Origin of the sequence: Gehongia tenuis (genome assembly GCF_014384795.1) — a bacterium.
GTDB lineage: Bacteria > Bacillota > Clostridia > Christensenellales > NSJ-53 > Gehongia > Gehongia tenuis.
On the sequence record NZ_JACRSR010000004.1, the window covers coordinates 133845 to 155623 of the forward strand.

The window sequence follows — 21779 nt, forward strand, 5'->3', positions numbered from 1 at the left end:
ATGGGCGTGGACGATCCTGGCAGTCGAAGAACAGAGAAGCGATCTCGCGCCGGTCACCCCACGGGTCTTGCTTTTGCCTGATCCATGGGCTTTTGTCCGTGCGCAAACCTCGGAATGCCTATGCTTTTTCGAGGATTTTGTGGAAGAAGGTGAAAGCGATGGTTCGGATCACGAAAACGGTGGACAGGAAACTGGTGGACGTGGAGGAGTTTGAGCCGGGTATCTGGGCTCATTTGACGGCGCCCACGGCTCGGGAGCTGGAGGAAGTCAGCTCGCTGCTCAACTTGGATATGGACCTGGTCAAGGCCGCGCTGGACGAAGAGGAACGGGCCCGCGTGGAGGTGGACGGCGATCACACACTGATCATCGTGGATATTCCCATTGTGGAAAAGGGCAGCAAAACCAGCATGTACACCACGCTGCCCCTTGGCATCGTGCTGACGGAGGACTGCATCTGCACCGTGTGTCTGAAGGAGACGCCCCTTATCAATGATTTTTTCAGCGGCCGGGTGCGCAACTTTTACACCACCAAGCGTACGCGGTTCATTTTGCAGCTGCTCTACAACAACGCCACCAAATTCTTGGCGTACCTTCGACAAATTGATAAGGCGTCCACCCGAGTGGAGGAAGAGCTCCATAAATCCATGAAGAACAAGGAACTCATCGAGATGCTGCGCTTGGAAAAGAGCTTGGTGTTCTTTTCCACGTCTCTTAAGGGCAATGAACTGGTTCTGGAGAAACTGTTTCGTATGGATTATATCGAAAAGTATCCCGAGGACACCGATCTGCTGGAGGATGCCATCATTGAAAATAAACAGGCCATTGAGATGTGTACCATCTACCGGGACATTCTCTCCGGTACGATGGATGCTTTTGCGTCGGTGATTTCCAACAACCTCAATATCGTGATGAAGTTTCTGGCGGCGGTGACCATTCTTTTGGCGCTTCCCACGGTGGTCAGCGGACTTTGGGGCATGAATTTTGATGTGATACCGCTCTCGAACAATCCCATGGGTTTTTGGATGGTTACCGGCGGCGTGGCTGTGATCGTGGGCGTGGTAGCCCTCATCATGGTCAAAAAGAATATGTTTTAGTCATCAAAGGAGATGAGGGCCATGGCACTGCTGAGATTTCAGTGTGAGGATTGCGGCAAGAAGTTTGAGGAATTGGTGATGGGCAGCAAGACCGTGAAATGCCCGGACTGCCAGAGCGCCCGGGTGAAACGGGCCTATGAGGGCAAGTGCTACTTCGGTTCCTCCGGCGCCGCCGGAACGGGCGGCTGCAGCGGTTCCTGTGCGACCTGCGCCGGCTGTCACCACTAGGGCTAGGCAAACGGGCGCAAGTGTGCTATAATCGAAAAGATTGTACAAAAGTTTTCCACAAGGATTAACCGCGGGAGGTGATCCCGGCTTAGGCCGGGCTTAGTTTGGAAAAGATCTTAATTCGCGGGGGGATTCCCCTGAAGGGTAAGGTGCGGGTCAGCGGCGCCAAGAATGCGGCGGTGGCCATCATGCCCGCCGCCATCCTGAGCGGCGGCGTATGCACCATCGATAATCTGCCCTATATCAATGATACCATCATCATTGCCGACATCTTGAAGAGCATGGGCGCGGATGTGGAGTTTGGCAAGGACGGCCGTGCGGTGATTGACGCCGCGGGTATCCATGACTATTCCCCAAATCCTGAGCATGTGCAGAAGATGCGGGCGTCCTACTACCTTTTGGGCGCGCTGCTGGGCCGGTTCGGCCGGGCGGAAGTGGCGCTTCCCGGCGGATGCAACATCGGCGCACGGCCCATCGACCAGCACCTTAAAGGGCTCACCGCTCTTGGGGCCAAGATTGAAGTGGAACACGGCATGCTCATCGGCCGGGCCGATAAACTGGTGGGCACGGAAGTCTATTTGGATGTGGTGAGCGTGGGCGCCACCATCAACATCATGCTGGCGGCGGTGTACGCCGAAGGCGTGACAACCATTGTCAATGCGGCCAAGGAGCCCCACGTGGTGGATTTGGCCAGTTTTCTCAACAATATGGGCGCCAAGATCAAGGGCGCGGGCACCGATACCATCCGGGTGACCGGCGTGCCGAGGCTTAAGGGATGCAGTTATAGCATCATTCCGGACCAGATCGAGGCAGGGACCTGGATGATTGCGGCGGCGGCTACCGGCGGGGACGTGGTGGTGGAAAACATCATTCCCGTGCATATGGAGGCTGTGGTGGCAAAACTCCTCGAGATGGGCGTCAAGGTGGATGAAGGGGAGGATTCCCTGCGGGTGTACTGCGTGGGCCGTCCCCGGGCCATCAACATCAAGACGCTGCCCTATCCCGGATTTCCCACGGACCTGCAGCAGCCCATGACGGTGCTGCTCTCCACGGCAGCCGGTGTGTCGGTGATCACAGAGAACATCTTTGAATCCCGCTATAAACACATCAATGAGATCCGGCGCATGGGCGCCAGCATCAAGGTGGAGGACCGGGTTGCCATCGTGGAAGGCGTGGATCAGCTCACGGCGGCGCCGGTGACGGCGACGGATCTTCGGGCCGGTGCGGCGTTGGTGGTGGCGGGCCTCATGGCCAAGGGCGTTACGGAGATTGGCAACGTCAAATACATTGATCGGGGCTATGAGGATATGGTGGGCAAGCTCATCGGGCTCGGCGCCGACGTGAAGCGGGTCAAGGGATGAAACGCATGAGAAATGACAAAAGGATGGTTAGCCATCCTTTTTGTGTTTTTATGGCGCTGGGGCTGTTGCTGCTGAGCGGATGCGCCAAGGACGCGGCGGTTCAAAGGGACGCTTTTGCCATGGATACCTTTGTGACGGTGACCGCCTATGGCGTTGGCGGGGAGGACGTGGAGGGTGCGCTGGAGCTGCTGGAGGAACTGGATCGCCTATGGGATGTCCATAGCAAAGAGAGCGAGGTTTCCGCCGTCAACCGACATCAGCCGGTGCAGATTTCCCAGCGCACGGAAGAGCTGCTCCAAAAGGCGCTGGAGGTGGGAGAGGCTTCCGGCGGCTTCAATGTGAGGGTCCGCCCTCTGGTGCGGGCGTGGGGCGAATTCAAAACGGGTTCGGCTGTTCCCGGCGAAAGGGAAATTGAGGAAGCCAGAGCCTATCTGTCGGCCGAGTTCAAGGTGGCCGGGGGAAGGGCGTTTTTGGCGGAGGGTGAAATCGATCTTGGCGGCATCGCCAAGGGCGCGGCGGTCAGCGAGATGCTGGAGGACCTCCGCGGCCGGGGCGCCAAGGCCGCGGTGGTGGACCTTGGCGGCAACGTGGGCGTGATGGGTGAGAAAAAGGACGGCTTCCGCATTGGCCTGCAGGATCCCCTGGGGGAAACGGGGGAGATTCTCGGCGTATTGCGGCTGACCGACGGCGAGGTTGTGGCCACTTCCGGAGGTTATCAACGCTATTTTGAGGCGGATGGGGTGCGGTATCATCACGTGCTGGATCCCAATACGGGCTATCCGGCAAAGAGCGGTCTGGCTTCGGTGAGCGTGGTCGCGGCGGACGGCGCTCTGGCCGACGGGCTGTCCACGGCCTGTTTTGTGGAAGGACTGGAGGCCGGCAAAAGCCTGCTGGAGCACTTTGGCGCGGAAGGTGTTTTTGTGATGGATGACGGGACCGTCGAGTTGACCGCCGGTTTGACGGATCGATTTGAGGAAGCGCCATGAAAAAAAAGGGGGATCTTTGGCTCATTGGCGGACTGGTGCTGCTCATAGGGATCGCCTTCATTTTTTGGGCCCTGAGCCGAGGCGGAGAGGGCACGATGCTGGTAGTTTTGCAGGATGGCCGGGAAATCTGCCGAATGGATCTGGCACGGGTGGAGACGCCCTATCAAATGACACTTTTGGAGGAACCCGAAAAATTGGTTCTTGAAATTGAGCGGGGCCGGGCCCGGGTGGTGGAAGCGGCTTGCCCGGATAAGCTGTGTGAAAGAACGGGCTGGCTGGAAAAACCTATGGATCAGGCGGTGTGTCTGCCCCAGCGGGTGATTGTGCGCATCGAAGGCGGCCGGCTGGATGGGGTGGCGCAATGACGACGCGGGACTGGATCCGAATGGCCCTGTATCTGGCGGTGGCCCTGGTGCTTTCCTATGTGGAGAGTCTGTTCCCGCTGCCGTTGGGCGTGCCGGGAATCAAGCTGGGCCTGGCCAACATCGTGACCGTGGTGGCGCTGGTGACCCTGGGATGGAAAAAGACCTTTTGGATCACCCTGCTGCGCTGCCTGTTGACGGCGATATTCGGAGTCTTTTCCACCCTTTTGTTCAGTTTGGCCGGAGGCCTTTTGAGCCTCGCAGTCATGGCGCTATTGCTGGGCACGGGCAGGTTTTCCCTGACGGCAGTCAGTGCTGCCGGCGGAGTTTGCCACAATGCGGGCCAGATCGCGGTGGCCGCCCTGGTCATGGGCCCGGGAATTCTGGCCTATCTGCCCTGGCTGATGGCGGCGGGCCTCATTTCCGGGATTGCGGTGGGCCTCGCGGCGGGCCTGGTGGCAAGAAGGCTCAAGAGCCAATCGGCAAAGGGGGTGGGGGAATGAAACGGCTGCCGCTGTGGGCCTCCAACACGCTGTTTTTGCTGCTGCTGGCTTCGCTCATCACCATCTCTGCTGTCTCCCAGACGACATCAGCCCTGGGCTTTTATGGCCGAAACGTCCTGGTGGAAGGCGCGGTACTGGGGCTGGCCCTTCTGTTTCTTTGCCTATTCAAGGTGCCGGTGAACAGTGTGGGTTTCGTGCGGGTCCGCCCCTCCCTCATTTTAACGGCCGCGGGGCTCGCACTTTCCGGCTATGGGCTGGCTTCCGGCGTCAATGTGCTATGGAATCTGTTTATGCGCAGCCTTGGGGCCCATTTTCCCCAAAGCGGGGGACTGCCCCTTCAGGGGCCTCTGGAAATTGTGCTGACGGTGGTATGCGTGGCTCTCATACCCGCCTTCTGCGAGGAATTTTTCTTTCGGGGCGTTTTTATGAGGAGCTGTGAGCCCCTCGGCAAATGGCATGCCATTCTCCTGAGCGGCGCTCTGTTTGGGCTTTTGCACATGCAGGCGCAAAACCTCATCGCCCATATGGCGCTGGGTGTGGTGATCAGCTATCTGGTTCATCGCTCCGGCAGCCTTTTTGTGGGCATGACCTACCATGGGGTGAACAATCTTATCGCCGTCGGTTTGTCGGCGGCGGCCCGGAGCGGGACGGGCCCGCTGCAGCTGGGGACGCCCGCGCCTGTTTTTGGCACGGTTCTTGCGGCTCTTATTGTTCTTGGGCTGTCCGGTCTTTTCTTTGCTGGGTTCATGGCGGTGTTCCGCATGCTCACCGGGAACAGGGACAGCGCTCCCGCAGCGATAAAGGGCGGAAGGCTTGTCCTATCCAGCATACCGCTGTTTTTGGCGCTGATGATCATCGGATCTGTATTGACATTGGGGTTCTTTAAAGCATTTGGGGTGCTGGGATGATTGCAATTACAGTGCTTGCCGTGGGCAAGCTGAAGGAAAAATATCTGACGGAAGGCTGCAGGGACTACCTGAAGCGGCTTTCACGGTTTGCCCGGATTGAGCTGGTGGAACTGCCCGACCGGCCTGCGCCGCAAAGATATTCCGCAGCTCAGGTGAAGCAGGTGGTGGAGCAGGAGGGACGGGATATTCTTGCCCGGATTGAAGCCAGGGACGAGGTGGTGGCTCTTGCCATCGAAGGAAAAACGATGGATTCGGTGACTTTTTCCCGGATGCTGGAGACACGTATGGTGGAGGGGGCAAGCCGGATGGTCTTTGTGATCGGCGGCTCCAACGGCCTGTCGGGGGAGGTACTGGCCAGGGCGAATCTTCGAGTTTCCTTCTCGCCCATGACCTTCAGCCATGGAATTTTTCGCATCGTACTGCTGGAACAGCTCTACCGGGCATTTAAGATTATGAACCACGAAACCTATCATAAATAAGGAGGGGCCATGGAGGAAAAGTACATGGAGCTGGCACTGGCATGGGCGAGAAAGGCCGCTGATCTGGATGAGGTGCCGGTGGGCGCCGTGGTGGTCCGGGACGGCCAGGTGGTGGGCGAGGCGCACAACCGCCGGGAGCTGGACGGGGACCCTACAGCGCATGCCGAAATTCTGGCCCTTCGTCAGGCGGCGAAAACGCTGGGCGGGTGGAGGCTCATGGATTGTGACGTTTATGTGACGCTGGAGCCCTGTCCCATGTGCGCCGGGGCTATGATTAACAGCCGTGTGCGGCATATCTATTATGGCGCTGCAGATCCCAAGGCGGGATGCTGCGGAACGCTGATGAGTCTGACGGAGGACGAACGGTTCAATCACCGGGCGCCGGTGGTCGGCGGGGTGCTGGAGGAGGCCTGCGCTAAGGTGCTGAAGGATTTCTTTCGAAAAAAGAGAGAAAAAAAGGACCGGTCTTAAGACCGGTCCTTTCTTATTCACCAGCTGTGGGAGTGGCCATGGGATCATCGGCGGGAGGATTGGTGGGCGATGTGCCTTCGATTTTCTGAAGATAGGAAGATTTCACATAACCCTCCTTATCGTTGTATTGGATTTTGGACCATTCACCCTCTTCCAGCACTTTAACCTTCTGATCTCGGTCCAGAGAACCGATGATGTCGGAGTCAGTGTTGGGCTCAGAACGAATGTTGAGGCTGTCCGCATTCACCGTGTGAGTAGCATCTCCTACATCGCCACTGGAGGCGCCTCCCGTCGCGGAGGGCACGCTGGGGATGTTTTGGGGCTGGGCCGTGGATAACGGATTTTCGCTGTTCAGCGGAGAAGGAATGACGATGGGCGTTGGGGTGGCAGCGTCGCCGTCACCGCCGCCGCAACCGGCAAGAAGACCGACGGCAAGCATCAATGCGCCGGCCAGCAAAGCTATCTTTTTCATGGATTTCACCTTCTTCATGAGTATTGTTTTATTGATTATGCACACAGCATGTCCTCATCATACCGTTGAGGATGGCGGTTGTCAAGGTTGCGCCTGGGAGTTATACTGAAAAAAAGGAGGGACTGGGATGCGTAGGATTGAGGATCATAAGATCGCTTCCGCTGTGGAGCGGCTTTTTTTGAAAGCCTGCTGCAGAGTGGATGAGAGGGTACTGATGCGGCTCAAAGAGGAGGCGGCCCGGGAGGAATCGCCCTTTGGCAGGGAAATCTTAAGTCAGCTCATACAAAATGCCGAGATGGCGGAGATGGCGGGACGGCCCCTGTGTCAGGACACAGGTATGGCGGTGGTGTTCGTCGATTGGGGCCAGGAGGTTCTGCTTGAAGGGGATACGCTGGAGGAGGCGGTGAACCGCGGAGTGCGGGCGGCCTACGATAAGGGCTATTTTCGCAAGTCCGTGCTCACACCGTTGGATCGAAAGAACACCGGGGACAACACGCCGGCCATCGTCCATCTTCGCATGGTGAAGGGAGACAAGGTGCGCCTTCGCGCAGCGCCCAAGGGCTTTGGCAGCGAAAACATGAGCCGTCTTGTGATGCTCACCCCGTCCAAAGGTATCGAAGGGGTCAAGGATGCCATCGTGGAGACTGCACGGCTGGCAGGGCCCAACCCCTGTCCTCCAATTATTCTGGGCGTAGGTATTGGCGGCACCATGGAAAAGGCCGCCATTATGGCCAAGGAGGCGCTGCTTCGGCCCCTTGGAGAACCCAGTGACGATCCGGTTCTCCAGGAAATTGAGCAGGAATGTCTCGAACGGATCAACGATCTTGGCATTGGACCCATGGGCCTTGGTGGGCGGGTCACCTGTCTGGGGGTGCACTGTCTGTCCTATCCCACCCACATTGCGGGGCTGCCGGTGGCCATCAACACCCAATGCCATGCGGCAAGACATGAGGAGGTGATCCTATGATAGCTTTGACGACCCCGCTTACCGATGAAATGGTACGAAGTCTCAGAGCCGGGGATACGGTCGCCCTGAGCGGCGTGATCTACACCGCACGGGATGCCGCCCATGGCCGGATGGCCAAGCTTTTGGAAGCCGGTGAGGCTTTGCCGGTGGATTTTGCGGGCCAGGTTATCTACTATGCGGGTCCCTGCCCGGCACCGCCGGATGCACCCATCGGCGCCTGCGGTCCCACCACCAGCGCCCGGATGAACGCTTATGCTCCGGGAATGTTTGAAAGGACGGGACTCAAGGCGGTCATCGGCAAAGGTCTGATGAGCGCTGGGGTTCAGGAAGCCCTGATTCGCAATGGCGGAGTCTACCTCTGCGCCACGGGCGGAGCCGGCCAGCTTATTGCAAACTGCATCCAAAGTGCCGCAAAGGTGGCCTTTGAGGATCTTGGAACGGAGGCCATTCATCGATTGGAAGTGAAGGATTTTCCCTTGGTGGTGGCTATGGATACGATAGGCAACAACCTTTTTGAATCCGGTCCGGCCCAGTATCGCAAACATAAATGATAGGAGTGAAACCCATGCACTATTCTTTTGCCAGAAGGATGGCAAACCTCACAGCGTCGGAGATCCGGGAGATTTTGAAGGTAACGGCCCGGCCCGAGGTGATTTCCTTTGCGGGCGGGCTTCCCGCGCCGGAGCTTTTTCCCATCGAGGAGATCAAGCGGGTCAATCGGATTGTTTTGGATGAGGATGGGAAAAACGCCCTGCAATACAGCACCACCGAAGGCTACGATCCTTTGCGGGATTGGGCAGCGGCACGGATGAACCAGAGACTTGGCACGGAACTTGCCAGGGAGAACATTTTGATGGTTCACGGTTCCCAGCAGGCTCTGGATCTCGCGGGCAAGGTATTTTTGGACGAAGGGGATGTGGTGCTGTGCGAAAGCCCCACCTACCTTGCGGCGATCAGCGCTTTCAAGGCCTATGGCGCCAACTTTGTGGAGGTGCCCACCGATTCCATGGGCATGAGGATGGACGCGCTGGAGGAGATTTTGAAAAGGACGGATCGGGTGAAGCTCATCTATGTTATCCCTGACTTCCAAAACCCCACCGGCCGCACCTGGAGCCTCGAACGCCGTCGACAACTCGCAGAGATCACTGCCCGTCATGAAGTGATGGTTCTGGAGGACAATCCCTATGGTGAACTGCGCTATGAAGGCGATTTCCTACCGGCGGTGAAGTCCTTCGATCAAGCCGGAAATGTGCTCTGCATGGGGACATTCTCCAAGATTTTCTGTCCCGGATACCGCATCGGCTGGGTAGCCGGCGATCCGGCGGTCATCGGCAAGCTGGTGCTGGTCAAGCAGTGCACGGATCTGCAGTGCAATACCATGGCCCAGCGGGATATCGCCAAATATTTGGAGCTCTATGATATCGACGAGCATATCGCCAAAATCCGCGAGGTTTACCGACACCGCCGGGATCTGGCCTATCGGATCATGATGGAGGAGTTTCCGAAAAGCGTCAGCTTTGAAAAGCCCCATGGCGGACTGTTCATGTGGGTGGTGCTGCCGGAGAAGGTGAATGCCAGGGATGTTCTGGAGAAATGCTTGCAGCGGAATGTGGCCTTTGTGCCCGGAGGTTCCTTCTTCCCGAACGGCGGCCATGAAAACACCTTCCGCATCAATTTTTCGAATATGCCCGAGGAACGAATCGTGGAAGGCCTGAAGCTCATGGGCCAGGTGCTCAGGGAATATATCGACTAAGGGGTATAAAAAAACGGCATGATCATTCATGCCGTTTTTTATTGAGCTAATTTCGCTGGCTGTGCAACGGCGCGGGGATGCGCCCGCCCCGACGGATGAAGGCTTCGCTGGAGAAAGGATGCACCGGCATCACCGGCGCACTGCCCAAAAGTCCGCCGAAGTCCACCCGGTCGCCCACGCCCTTGCCCACCACGGGGATGACGCGTACGGCGGTGGTTTTGTGATTGACCACGCCGATAGCCGCTTCATCGGCAATGATGGCGGACAGGGTTTCCGCTGATGTGCTGCCGGGCACGGCGACCATATCGATGCCCACCGAACAAACGCAGGTCATGGCTTCCAATTTGTCCAGGGTGAGGGCATTCGCTTCCGCGGCGGCGATCATGCCCTCGTCCTCGCTGACGGGAATGAAAGCGCCGGACAGGCCGCCCACCTGGGAGGAGGCCATGATGCCGCCCTTTTTCACTGCATCGTTGAGCAGAGCCAATGCGGCGGTGGTGCCATGGGTGCCGCACACCTCAAGTCCCATTTCCTCAAGGATTCTCGCCACCGAATCCCCCTTATCCGGCGTGGGGGCAAGGGAAAGATCCACGATGCCAAAGGAAACGCCGAGCCGCCGGGAAGCCTCCTGGGCCACCAGCTGTCCCATGCGGGTGATGTTGAAGGCGGTCTTTTTGATGGTTTCCGCCACCACATCGAAGGGAGCGCCCTTCACGTTCTCCAGAGCGGCTTTCACCACCCCGGGTCCGCTCACGCCCACGTTGATCACGCATTCGGGCTCACCGATGCCATGGAAGGCGCCGGCCATGAAGGGATTGTCCTCCACGGCGTTGGCGAAGACCACCAGTTTGGCGCAGCCAAGCCCGCCGCTGTCCCGGGTGGCTTCGGCCGTGTCCTTAATGATCCGCCCCATCTGGGCTACCGCATCCATATTGATGCCCGTGCGGCTGGTGGCCACATTGACGCTGGCGCATACCCGCTGGGTTTCGGCGAGGGCCTGGGGAAGGCTTTGGATGAGCGTGCGGTCGCTCAGCGTGTAGCCCTTGTGGACCAGGGCGGAAAACCCGCCGATGAAATTGACGCCCACCTCCTGAGCCGCCTCGTCCAGCGCCAGGGCATAGGGCAGATAGTCCTTTGCGCCGCTGGCCGCAGCCACGATGGAGACAGGGGTCACCGAGATGCGCTTATTGATGATGGGAATACCATATTCGGTCTCAATTTCATTGCCCACCTGAACGAGGCGCTCCGCCTGGGTTTTGATCTTATCCCGGATTTTCCGGCAGGCCACGGCGGGATCGGCATGGGCGCAGTCCAATAAACTGATGCCCATGGTGATGGTGCGGATGTCCAGATGGAGCTCATCGATCATCCGCATGGTTTGCAGGATCTCTTGCTGTTCGATCATGACGGCCTCCTTCTAGATGCGGTGCATGGCCTGGAAGATTTCCTCCCGCTGCACCCGAATGGACAGATCAAGGCTGTCGCCCAGCTCCTTGAGGCCGTCCTTCAGGACCTCAAAGGGGCAATTCATCTTGGCAATATCCGCAAGCAGAATCATGGTAAAAAGATTACCTTGCATGACCGTCTGGGTGATGTCCAGAATGTTGATGTTGTAGTCCAAAAGCTTTTGGCTGACCTTGGCGATGATGCCGTATTGGTCCTTGCCAATGACCGTTACAATGGCTCGCATGGGCGCTCCCCTTTCTTTTCAAGCTAAGGTTTCGTCGTAGTGGGCCCGTTCCCCGCCGATGTATTTGGGCCGGGTTCGGGCATAGAGCACGATGGCTTCCCCGATGCGGGAAAGGGAAAGCCGGATGGGCACGGCCACGGGCATGAGATGCATGCCGATCAGCGTACCGCCGATATCCATACCCGCATCAGCCCGAACGCCGCCCTCCACGGCTGCGGGATGACGGAACCCGCGGTAAGCCGTGGTGGCGAAGGAGCCGCCGGCCTTGGGCTGGGGCACCACATTGACCACGTCAAGACCCCGCTTCTCGGCCGCTTCAGCCTCAAGAATGAGGGCGCGGTTTAAATGCTCGCAGCATTGGGCCGCAAGATAGATTCCCCGTTCCTCAAGGACCGGATACAGACCGTCGAAGAGGGCTTCGGCGATATCCACGCTGGAATAGGAACCAATGTCGCGGCCAGCCACTTCGCTAGAGGAACAGCCCACCACCACAAGATCGCCCTCTTTGAGCCTGGCCGCCTCCACCAGCTCGCTCATGGCCTTGCGGGCCTCGGCTTTCAAAGTATCGTACATGATTTAAGACTCCTTTTTCATGCGGAAACAAAAATGGCATTTGCCGTCCTTGAAGAAATGCTGGTCGTGAATGCATTCCATGTTCGCATTATAGCCCTCGGCGATGGAGGGATCGATGACCTCGCAGTAATGGATGCCATACTTTTCGGTGCCGTCCTTCTGCCACTGCTCGGCAAAGACGCAGCCGGAGAAATCCTGGATCAGTCCCTCGTCGCAGAGGGTGTTCACGGAATTGAAGTCGTCGGCCCGGCCCATGTCATAGCTGGACAGATAATGCTCAAGGTCGTTCTCGTGACCGAGAGCCTTGGCTCGCCGGGCGATGTCCCGGCCCCGCTCGAGGCCAAACTGACGCACGCCTTCCCGCACGGCCTGGATGCCCACCTCACCGCACTGCTCGCCCACTTCCTTGGTGATATGCGCGAACAGCCGCGCAAACAAAACATACATGGATACCGGTTCGAGATCGAGATCCCTATCCTTTTCAGCTGCCATTTTGCTCACTCCTTATTGGAATCATAACTTTTTCTCAATGATTTATTATAGCACCCTTCAAATAAGCGGTCCATTTTTAAACCCTTGAATCAAAGACATTATAGCATTTTGGCCATGCGAAGCCAATCTCTTCAAAAATAAGTTACAAAAAGCTTGCTATTTGTAATAAAAAATTTATAATTAACATAGGTATCTGTCGAATCATGGATAATGATAATTATAATATAAAGGATGATTGCGGTGGTGAATACAATGGGAAGGATGGAGGACGCCTATCTTTTGTCCCAAAACCAAAGCAATATCTGGAATTTAGAAAAATCTTTTCCTGCTACCTCCATCAACAATATCTGTGAGACCATTCGGATTAAGGGCCGGTTCGACATCTTTTGCATCCAGCAGACGCTGAATCTCATTCTGGAGGCGGACGAGACCTTGCGCACCCGCATCCGCGTGGTGGAGGGCACGCCCCTGCAGTACGTCGTGCCCTTTGAGAACAGCACCTTTCCGGTGTATGATTTTTCCATGGCCTCGGAAAGCGGCTTCCATCATTGGGAGCAGGCGGTCACCCGGGAAGTGATGGGGCTCGTTGACGCGCCCCTTTTCCATTTTTATATCTTTCGGCTGGGGGAGTCGGAGGGGGGGATCCTGCTCAAAACCCATCATCTGATCTCCGACGGCTGGTCCCAGATGCTGATCAGCAACCGCATCGCAAAGGTCTATCTGGAGCTTCTGGCGGGCAAAAAGCCCCAGCTGGAAGGAACGCCCAGCTACCGTCTGCATCTTGAAAAGGAGCGGGCGTACATGGATTCATCGGCATATGGCCGGGATCTGAAATTCTGGAGCGGGAAAGTGGCGGGTCCAGTGGAGCCCGCCGCCCTCAAGGAGTGCCGAAGCGCCCATATCAGTCCGGTGGGCCAGCGCAAATCCTATGAGCTTCCAGAGGTGCTCAACCTCGCCATCTATGGTTTTTGTGAAAAATTTAGGGTTTCACCCTTTGCCGTATTCTATATGGCCCTTGCCATCTACCTGAAACGGATGGGCGGCGGGGATGCGTTCAGCATTGGCGTTCCCATCTTCAACCGTGCGGACCGCACCGACCGGGAGACCACCGGCATGTTCGTGAGTACCCTGCCCTTTTTTGGGGAACTCAAGGAGAGCTGGAGTCTTGTGGAATTCAATGACCATCTGGCGGAAGCCTGGTTTGAACTGCTGCGCCATCAGCGGTTCCCCTTTGAGGAGATCGGAAGGCTGGCCAGAGAGCATCATCCCGCCATGGACCGCCTGTTCCACATCGTGCTGTCCTACCAGAACGGAACGGTGATCACCGGCGCCGACGCGTCAGTCAGCTTCTCCGGTCAATGGCATTACAGCGGCTATCAGGCGGAACAGCTGTGTATTCATCTCAGTAATATGGAAGATATTCGCCACTACTCGGTGAGCTATGACTATCTGGCCCAGTTCTTTACCGATCCCGAGATTGAAAGCCTCCATCAATATTTGGTCAACATTTTGTTTCAGGCGCTCTCCCATCCGGAGGAGCCCATTCAAAATCTGTCGGTGGTGGGCATTGAGGAACAGGAGACGGTGCTTTTCCGGTTCAATCGGACCAACCGCCCCCTGAAGGAGGACACGGTCTATGGCCGCCTTGCAGGGGTGGCCGGCGAGTTCCCCAGCCGCGCTGCGGTGATTGAAAGGGGCGTGCGCCACACCTACCGGGCATTTCTGGAGGATGCCCGCAGAATCGGCGGAGCAATCTTGGCAATGACGCCGGAACCGGATCAACCGGTGGCACTGTTTTTACCCAGGAGCTACGCCCTTCTCAAGGCCATGGCCGGCGCGGCGGCGGCGGGCAGGCCTTGGGTGATCGTGCCGCCGGAATTGCCGGAGGGCAGAATTCACGAGATACTCCAAAGCAGCGGGGCTGTGATGGTGGGCGAGGGGGAACGGGATGAGCGGCTGCCCAGCGGTCCCTACCTCGATCTCACCAAAGCGGGGGCGTGCTCGCCCTATGCCTGTCCGGCGTCGCCCAAGGACCTGGCGTATATCGTCTACACCTCGGGCAGCACGGGCAAACCCAAGGGTGTGGAGATCGAGCACCGCAATCTCATCAATTTTGCCGCCGCCATGAGGCCCCTTTACGGGCACGGAGCGGTCCTGTCCCTTTGCAATATTGGCTTTGACGTGTTCATTCTGGAGAGCATGGTGTCCCTTTTGAACGGGCAGACCATCGTTCTGCCGGAAAAGGAGGATGAGCATAGACCGGCCGGCTTGGCCCGCCTTATCCGGGACTACGGCGTGGGTTTTTTGGCGCTGACCCCCTCGCGGCTCGCCGCCTACATGAAACATCCCGATTTTTTGAAGGCGCTGCAGCGCATAGAAAGCATCGTGTGCGGTGGCGAAAGCCTGACGGGCTCCCTTCTGCAGGAGCTTCAAAATGTTACCTCTGCGCGGATCTACAACCAATACGGCCCCTCGGAAGCCACCATAGGGGTCAGCTATAAACGGATGAACGGCGCTTCCGCCATCACTATCGGCCGGCCCATGGACAACTGCCGGCTGTATGTGCTGGACGAGCAGCGGCATCCTCTGCCGGTGGGCGTCTATGGCGAACTCTACATTGGCGGGCTGTGTGTGGGCCGGGGCTATCATGGGGCGCCGGAGCTGACAAGAAGCGCCTTTATGCCGAGCCCCTTCGTCCATGGCGAGCGCATGTACCGCACGGGGGACGTGGCCTGCTGGACCGCGGAGGGAGAAGTGATGCTGGCGGGGCGTCGGGACAGCCAGATCAAGCTTCGGGGCCTTCGCATCGAGCCCCAGGAAATCGCCTCCCGACTGGAGGCCTATCCCGCGGTGAAGGCTGCGGCGGTCAAGGCGAAGGTGAGCGGGCAAAGCACGGTCCTCATCGCTTATTATGCTGCGGAAAGTGCCATTGAGGAAACGGAGCTTCTGCGTTTTTTGGCCGGCTATCTGCCAGGCTACATGATTCCCTCCCGTCTGCAATGGGTTCGGGAGATCCCGCTCACCGCCAATGGCAAGGTGGACTACGACAGGCTGCCGGAACCGGAGGAAGAAGCGGGTCTGTCCATCGTGGGCGAGATGGGGGAACGGATCGTGGGGATCTTTCGACAGGTGCTGGGCCGCCCGGAAATGGACGGGAGCAGCGATTACTTCCTTTTTGGCGGGGATTCGCTGAACGCGCTGGAGACGTTGGGATTAATCGAGAAGAAGTTGGGCGTTCTGCTGAAGGTGGAGGACCTGGCCACCTGCCGCACGGCCCGCCGCTTGGAGCGGCTTTTGGACGGCGGCGTCCAGGCGGCATCTGGCATTCAGCCGGCGCCGGCTCAATCCAGCTATCCCCTGACGCCGGCGCAGCAGAGCATCTATTTCGAGACCCGCATCGATCCCACCGGGCTCAGCTACAACATGCCCGGTGCTTTCCGCATGCAGGGAAGTTTGGACCGGGAGGTCCTGGAGAAGGCCTTCCGCCGGCTCATCGACGAGGAGCCCATCTTCCGCACCGCTTTCCGTTTGGAGGAAAACGAGCTGCGCCAGGTGGTGCTGGACAGCGTTCCTTTCGATGTGAATATTTTAAGCGGCACCTACGATGAGGCTGTTCGGGCCTTCGTGAGACCCTTTGATCTGAGTGCGCCGCCCCTGATCCGTGCCGCCCTGTGGCGGGATTCGGAGGGGGATGTGCTTTTTATGGATATCCATCATATTGTCAGTGATGGACTATCCAGTGCGCTGGTGACCCAGCGGCTGAACGATTTATTGGCTGGACGATCAGTGAAGCGGCGGCTGAATTATCTTGATTATGCCTGCTGGAGGACCGAACACGGCAGGAAGCCGGAGAAGCTGAACTACTGGAAGGAGGCCCTTCGGGATGTTCCCTCCCTGGAACTGCCGCTGGACCATCCCCGGCCAAAGACCCCGGACGGCCGGGGCCGGAAGCGGGCCTTCCATCTGGACAAGGAAAAGACGGAAGATCTTCTTGTCTACTGCAAAAAGCGGCAGATCTCCCTGTTTTCCCTGCTCATGGGGACGTTCGGCATTCTTCTTTCCCGGGTATCCGGGAACGGTGACTTTGCCGTCGGCACGCCGGTGGCGGGCCGCGGCCACAGCGAGCTGCAGGACATGCTGGGCCTGTTTATACAGACTCTGCCCCTGCGTCTTTGCCCGAAAGGGGACGTGGAGGAGTATCTTGCCGGGACCCACCGCCGGGTGATCGCCATGCTGGACCATCAGGACGTGTCGCTGGACGATGTGATGACGGCGGCGGGCGTCAGGCGCAGCTTTGGGCAGAACGTGCTCTATAACACGCTTTTCTCACTGAGACCCATCTCGGACAGGGGTTTCGCGCTGGATGGCCACGCCCTTTCCTATCTTGCTATTGACACGGGTACGGCCAAACTGGATCTGAGCCTGGAGGCCGCCCAGAGTGAGGACGGGCTGGACTTTTATTTCGAATACGCCACCGCTCTGTTCGATGAAGGAACCATTGATTTTTACGGGCGGTGCTATTTGACGCTTCTGGATGCCGTTCGGGCGGGCGGACCGGTGGAGAAACTCCAGATTCTGCCCGTTGCCGACCAATACGAATTTTTTGAAAAGCCGTGGCGGCGGCGCACGCCCTACATGGATCTGCCGCTGGACCGGCAGATTGACCAGGTGGCAGCCGTGGATCCAAAACGAACGGCCCTTGTCTTCCATGGAGAGCGGATATCCTTTGGCGAGCTCAAGACGCGCTCCGACCGGCTGGCCATGCACCTCATCCGTTCCGGCGCCCTGCGGGGGGATGTGATCGGCCTTCTTATGACGAGAACCCCGGGAATGATCGCGGCCATGCTGGCCATCCTGAAGGCGGGCTGCGCTTACCTTCCCGTTCTGGCTTCCTATCCGGAAAAACGGATTTCCTACATGCTGGAGAATGGCGGCGCTAAGTTTCTGCTCCACGAGCCGGGAATAGAACTGCCTGATTTGCCCTGCCCCGCGCTTGCTGCGGCGGAGGCGGAGGGCGTGCCGGCGGTGGAAGGCCGCACCGGCGAGGATCTGATGTATGTGCTTTATACGTCCGGTTCCACCGGACAGCCCAAAGGAGTGATGCTCCAGCATAGAGCGCTGGAAAACCTTCTGGTCAGCATAGAGGAGATCATGGCGCCGTCGGCAGGCCCGGTGCTTTGTTCCACCAGCATCGTCTTTGACACCTTCATCACGGAGAACCTGCTGCCTTTGGCGCTGGGGAGGGGTGTGGTGCTTGCCGATGACGAGGAAATGATGCTGCCCTGGAAGCTGGCGGAGCTCATCGAAACCCAGGGCGCCGAATTTGTGCAGTTCACTCCTTCACGATTGCAGATGTGTCTTGGCAACGATGCTTTCCGCAGGGCTATGGCTAGGGTGAAGGGAATCATTCTGGTGGGCGAAGCCCTGTCCGCCCAGTTGCTGAAAAAGCTGCAGGATACCGGTGATGTGCAGATCTTCAACATGTACGGACCCACGGAAGCGGCGGTGTATGTGACGGTGGGCGATATGACCAAGGAAAAGCAGGTGACCATTGGAAAGCCCCTGCACAACTGCCGGTTGTATGTGCTGGACAAGGATGGCGGGCTGGCGCTGCCCACGGCTCAGGGCGAGCTGTATCTGGCTGGGGAATGCCTGGCCCAAGGATACATCAACCGTCCGGACCTGACGGAGGAAGCTTTTCTGCCCGACCCCTTTTTCCCGGGTCAGCGGATGTACAGGAGCGGGGATCTGGCGCGGCTGCGCCTTGACGGCACCTTTGACTTTCTGGGACGGCGGGACGGTCAGGTGAAGATCAACGGCCAGCGGATTGAGCTGTCGGAAATCGCCGGCGAGATGATGGCTTCCGGCCTGGTGCGGGAAAGTGCCGTGATCGCCGTGCCTTCGGCGGGCACCAAGGAACTGCGGGCCTTTGTGGTACCGGAGGCCGGTTATGGAGAGGACAAGCTTCGAAATTATTTGGCCAAGAATCTGCCCCGGGTGATGGTGCCCTCCCGCATCGAGGCGGTGGAGGCGCTGCCCCGCACGGCCAGCGGCAAAACCGATCTCAAGGCGCTGGAGAAGGGACTGACAGCGGACGCGCCTGCGGCGGCGTCCTCCAGCGCCTGCGGCGAACTTACCGCCCTTTGGGAGAAGGCGCTGGGCGGGCCGGTGGATCCGGCGAAATCCTTTTTCGAACAGGGAGGAACCTCCCTGTCCGCCCTCAATCTGCTGGGACAGTACTTCAATCGGCACTGGACGCTGACCTTGGAGCAGTTCTATGATCATCCCACTTTGACGGAGCAGGCGGCGCTTCTGGGCGCGGCGGATGGAGGAAATCGGGTTGGAGATGGGGAGATCGGAGTAACGGCGCCGCCGGAGAAAACCGCGGCTTTGCCGGCCGCCTTGGACGGGGACCTGTTTTTGCCGTCGGGGGGGACGGCGGGACCCCTTTCAGCGGGGTCGGCCTCAACGGCGGACCGGTCGCTGTCCTCACCGGCATTTGCTAAGGGGAAGGCCATGCTGCTCACCGGCGGCACGGGTTATCTCGGCGCGCATCTCATCCGCGCTCTGATGGAGGCGGGCTATCGTGTGATCTGCCCCATTCGGGGCGGAAGCCGCGAACGGCTGCTTGAAGGGCTGATATGGTATTTCGGAAAGGGCTGGACGGCGGCCCATGAACGGGACGTGGAGGTTTTGGCCGGGGATATCTCCTTGGCGGGCCTCGGCCTTTCAGCGGACCCCGGCCCCATAGCGGGCGTGCTTCATGCGGCGGCGGATGTGCGCCACTATGGGGACAAGGCGGCTTCCCTTCGGACCAACCGGGAGGGCACGGCGCATGTCATTGCATTCGCTGAGGAGCGGCAGGCGCCGCTGTATCATATTTCCACGGTGAGCGTCAGCGGCGAGCATCTGCTGCGGGACCCCGGCCGGGAGGTGGTTTACACCGAGGATGACTTTGAAATCGGTCAGAATTGGCGGGAAAACATCTACGTCCGGGGCAAGTTCATGGCCGAACAGCTGGTGCGGGAGGCCATGGACCGGGGCCTTCGCGGGAAAATCTTCCGGGTGGGTCACCTGGTCGGCCGAAGCGATGACGGTGTGTTTCAGAAAAATCCGGAGGGCAATTCCCTCTATGCTTTCGTGCAGGGCATCCGGCACATGGACTGCATGCCGGAGGGCTATGGGGAGCTTCCCATGGAGCTGACGGCGGTGGATCTCTGCGCTGAAGCCATTGTGACGCTGCTCAAAGGAGAAGCACGAGTCTATCACGCCTTCAATCCCGATACGCTGACGCTGAAGGAAATGGTGGAGGCCTTTCGGGGACCGGTGCCCCAGGTGCCGGTGGAGGTCTTTGAACGCCATCTCGGCGCCAAGCTGAATGAAGGATTGGCCCAGGAGCTTTCCATGCTACTTGACTTTTGGACGAGAACCAAACTCGTGCCCATGCGCATTCGGCCCTCCGCCAAGCGGACGGCGGAGGAGATGGAAAAGCTGGGCTTCATCTGGCCCAAGACCGATATTGGGATGCTGCTCAAGGCGTTTTAGAGGTACAGGGGATTGGGAAGGGAGGTGCAGGTGTGTATTCTGATTTCGAACTGGTGTGCCTGATCATGGCCGTGGTATGTATTGCGGCCTTTATCATCAGGAACAGCCTGTCCACCAAGATCTTTCTGATCCATCGGCTGTACATCACGGTGGGTGCGGTCATCATCATCTGGATGCTGGCCCTCATCGCCATGAAGTTCACCGATCTCGCCGATACCACCATGCTGTACGTTTGGGATGCCGTGGTGTATATCGGCTGTGCCGGCGCTCCGGTTTTGGGACTTCTCATCGTGCTCACCTACGCGAAGAGCCTGGAGAAACTGCCAAGAAGCTACTACCTCCTTTTTGCGGTGCCCCTGTTTATTAACATCATGGTGTGGACCAATCCCCTTCATCATCTGTTCTACAGGGTGTTCTCGGTGGATGTGAACACCGTGGTGTTCGGACCCATGGTCGCCGTGTCCGGTATCTATGGCTTCATCATGGGAGTGATGACCAATGTGGTGATTTACAGCTTCGCCCTCCGGCATGACAACAAGCTCTATATGAAACAGGCGGTGCTCTTTTCCATTGGCAGCACGGTGCCGCTGGTGGTGAATTTTCTGGCCATGCTGCGGGTGCCCTACTTTTCCATCGTGGCCACGCCTCTCAGCTTTATCGTGACCATCGTCTGTCATGGGCTGGCCATCTACCACTTCCATTTGCTGGACATCAAGCCGGTGGCCACCCAGCGGGTGCTGGACTGGATCTCCGACTGTTATCTGGTCATCAACGAGGACGGCCTTATTATCAGCTACAACCTGCCCTTTGCCCATCTTTTTGGGAAGCAGTACGGTATTGACGAGAATCGTTATCTCCAGGACTGCGCCGCCCGGGAGGGGGTGGAGAACAGGACGGGTCTTTACAATCTCATTTCAGCGGTGGAGTCCTGCCGCAGGACGGCTTCAAACATCTCCTATGAGCAGTCCATCTTCAAGGAGACGGACGGTGAAGCGGTCAAACTCTTTTACATGGTGGAAATCACGCCCCTTTTCATTGATGGCGAAATCCATGGTTTTGTTGCCATCTTCAAGGATGTGACCAAGATCAAGGAGAGCATGCAAAAGCTTCAGGACAGTTATACCCGCATCATGGAGCAGGAACGCCTGGCTTCGCTGGGCCAGATGGTGGGCGGACTGGCCCACAATCTCAAGACCCCCATCATGAGCATTTCCGGCAGCGCGGTGGCGGTGGAGAATCTGGTGGAGGAATGCACGCTCAGCATGGGCGATCCCGATGTGACGGCGGAGGATTATGCGGAGATCCGGCAGGAGATCGCAGAGTGGCTGGTGAAGATCCGGGAAGCCTGCGCCTACATGTCCGATATCATCAGCGCCGTGAAGGGACAGGCCACCAACGCCAATGTATCGGAGGGGGTGGAGTTCTCCCTCAGTGAACTCATCCGGCGGGTGTCTTTGCTTCTTCGCCATGAGCTGTTGAACAGCCACTGCGGGCTCAGGGTGGAGAACGCCTTCAAGGATGAGATCTATCTTCAGGGCGATATCAATAACATGGTGCAGGTACTGAACAATCTGGTCTCCAACGCCATTGACGCCCAGAAGGGCAGAAATGGCGATATCGTCATCGGGATCGACAGGGACGAGGAGCATCTCAAAATTCAGGTGAAGGACTGGGGCAGCGGCGTGGCGCCGGAGATCAAAAAACGGCTGTTCAAACAGATGATCACCAGCAAGGGTGCGCAGGGCACGGGCCTTGGCATCTATATCTCCAACGCGGTTATCAAAGGAAAATTTGGTGGATTCATGTGGCTGGAGGACAATCCGGAAGGCGGATCCATCTTTGGAATATCCATACCATTAACCAATGTGGCTTTTAGGGCCAAGGGCTGACGAGGG

General features: G+C 58.2%; 19 protein-coding genes. 14 read left to right on the top strand and 5 right to left on the bottom strand.

Going from position 1 to position 21779, the window contains the following annotated elements:
* Positions 1-158: 158 nt before the first annotated feature.
* The 9 genes from H8696_RS09665 (at position 159) to tadA (ending at position 6392) form a co-directional block, all read left to right on the top strand.
* Complete coding sequence (locus H8696_RS09665) at positions 159-1094, top strand: magnesium transporter CorA family protein (protein ID WP_249317215.1); 936 nt, start codon at positions 159-161, stop codon at positions 1092-1094.
* A 21-nt stretch (positions 1095-1115) separates the two neighbouring features.
* Positions 1116-1322, top strand: coding sequence for an FmdB family zinc ribbon protein (locus H8696_RS09670; protein WP_249317218.1), 207 nt, complete (start codon positions 1116-1118; stop codon positions 1320-1322).
* A gap of 104 nt (positions 1323-1426) precedes the next feature.
* The gene (locus H8696_RS09675; protein ID WP_249317221.1) at positions 1427-2683 is read left to right on the top strand and encodes a UDP-N-acetylglucosamine 1-carboxyvinyltransferase; all 1257 of its coding nucleotides are present in this window, start codon (positions 1427-1429) and stop codon (positions 2681-2683) included.
* A gap of 5 nt (positions 2684-2688) precedes the next feature.
* A complete protein-coding gene (locus H8696_RS09680; RefSeq protein WP_249317223.1) occupies positions 2689-3669 on the top strand; it encodes an FAD:protein FMN transferase in 981 nt (326 codons plus the stop codon).
* A complete protein-coding gene (locus H8696_RS09685) occupies positions 3666-4034 on the top strand; it encodes a NusG domain II-containing protein (protein WP_249317225.1) in 369 nt (122 codons plus the stop codon). Before H8696_RS09680 ends, H8696_RS09685 begins: the two co-directional genes overlap by 4 nt.
* Complete coding sequence (locus H8696_RS09690; protein WP_249317227.1) at positions 4031-4534, top strand: Gx transporter family protein; 504 nt, start codon at positions 4031-4033, stop codon at positions 4532-4534. Before H8696_RS09685 ends, H8696_RS09690 begins: the two co-directional genes overlap by 4 nt.
* A complete protein-coding gene (locus tag H8696_RS09695) occupies positions 4531-5442 on the top strand; it encodes a CPBP family intramembrane glutamic endopeptidase (protein WP_249317230.1) in 912 nt (303 codons plus the stop codon). Before H8696_RS09690 ends, H8696_RS09695 begins: the two co-directional genes overlap by 4 nt.
* Positions 5439-5921, top strand: a complete 483-nt coding sequence (gene rlmH, locus H8696_RS09700) for a 23S rRNA (pseudouridine(1915)-N(3))-methyltransferase RlmH (RefSeq protein WP_249317231.1) — start codon at positions 5439-5441, stop codon at positions 5919-5921. Before H8696_RS09695 ends, rlmH begins: the two co-directional genes overlap by 4 nt.
* Positions 5922-5930: 9 nt before the next feature.
* On the top strand, positions 5931-6392 hold the full coding sequence (tadA, locus tag H8696_RS09705; protein WP_249317232.1) for a tRNA adenosine(34) deaminase TadA: 462 nt from the start codon (positions 5931-5933) through the stop codon (positions 6390-6392).
* 13 nt (positions 6393-6405) lie between these two features.
* On the opposite strand, the gene H8696_RS09710 is transcribed toward tadA, so the two are convergent.
* Positions 6406-6864 (bottom strand): SH3 domain-containing protein, encoded by a 459-nt coding sequence (locus H8696_RS09710; protein ID WP_249317233.1) that lies wholly within the window; start codon positions 6862-6864, stop codon positions 6406-6408.
* A gap of 127 nt (positions 6865-6991) precedes the next feature.
* On the opposite strand from H8696_RS09710, the gene H8696_RS09715 reads away from it, so the two are divergent.
* From H8696_RS09715 to H8696_RS09725, 3 genes are read left to right on the top strand one after another with little or no spacing between them, the layout of a single operon-like run.
* A complete protein-coding gene (locus tag H8696_RS09715) occupies positions 6992-7831 on the top strand; it encodes a fumarate hydratase (protein WP_249317234.1) in 840 nt (279 codons plus the stop codon).
* Positions 7828-8382: a FumA C-terminus/TtdB family hydratase beta subunit gene (locus tag H8696_RS09720; RefSeq protein ID WP_249317235.1), complete on the top strand. Its 555-nt coding sequence runs from the start codon at positions 7828-7830 to the stop codon at positions 8380-8382. Before H8696_RS09715 ends, H8696_RS09720 begins: the two co-directional genes overlap by 4 nt.
* A 14-nt stretch (positions 8383-8396) precedes the next feature.
* Entirely contained in the window at positions 8397-9584 is a 1188-nt protein-coding gene (locus tag H8696_RS09725; RefSeq protein ID WP_249317236.1) for an aminotransferase-like domain-containing protein, read from the top strand.
* A 46-nt stretch (positions 9585-9630) separates the two neighbouring features.
* Here H8696_RS09725 and H8696_RS09730 read toward each other — a convergent pair whose 3' ends face one another.
* Genes H8696_RS09730 through H8696_RS09745 form a run of 4 tightly spaced genes read right to left on the bottom strand, consistent with a single transcriptional unit; the run spans position 9631 to position 12339 of the window.
* On the bottom strand, positions 9631-10989 hold the full coding sequence (locus H8696_RS09730) for a PFL family protein (RefSeq protein ID WP_249317237.1): 1359 nt from the start codon (positions 10987-10989) through the stop codon (positions 9631-9633).
* A gap of 12 nt (positions 10990-11001) precedes the next feature.
* Positions 11002-11274, bottom strand: coding sequence for an ACT domain-containing protein (locus H8696_RS09735; protein ID WP_249317238.1), 273 nt, complete (start codon positions 11272-11274; stop codon positions 11002-11004).
* Between the two features lie 18 nt (positions 11275-11292).
* On the bottom strand, positions 11293-11847 hold the full coding sequence (locus H8696_RS09740; protein WP_249317239.1) for a TIGR01440 family protein: 555 nt from the start codon (positions 11845-11847) through the stop codon (positions 11293-11295).
* A gap of 3 nt (positions 11848-11850) precedes the next feature.
* On the bottom strand, positions 11851-12339 hold the full coding sequence (locus H8696_RS09745) for an L-2-amino-thiazoline-4-carboxylic acid hydrolase (protein ID WP_249317240.1): 489 nt from the start codon (positions 12337-12339) through the stop codon (positions 11851-11853).
* A gap of 252 nt (positions 12340-12591) precedes the next feature.
* Here H8696_RS09745 and H8696_RS09750 point away from each other — a divergent pair, with 252 nt between their 5' ends.
* Together H8696_RS09750 and H8696_RS09755 are read left to right on the top strand one after the other, a co-directional pair.
* Positions 12592-19884: a non-ribosomal peptide synthetase gene (locus H8696_RS09750; protein WP_249317266.1), complete on the top strand. Its 7293-nt coding sequence runs from the start codon at positions 12592-12594 to the stop codon at positions 19882-19884.
* Between the two features lie 32 nt (positions 19885-19916).
* Complete coding sequence (locus H8696_RS09755; RefSeq protein ID WP_249317241.1) at positions 19917-21773, top strand: histidine kinase N-terminal 7TM domain-containing protein; 1857 nt, start codon at positions 19917-19919, stop codon at positions 21771-21773.
* Positions 21774-21779 lie beyond the last annotated feature (6 nt).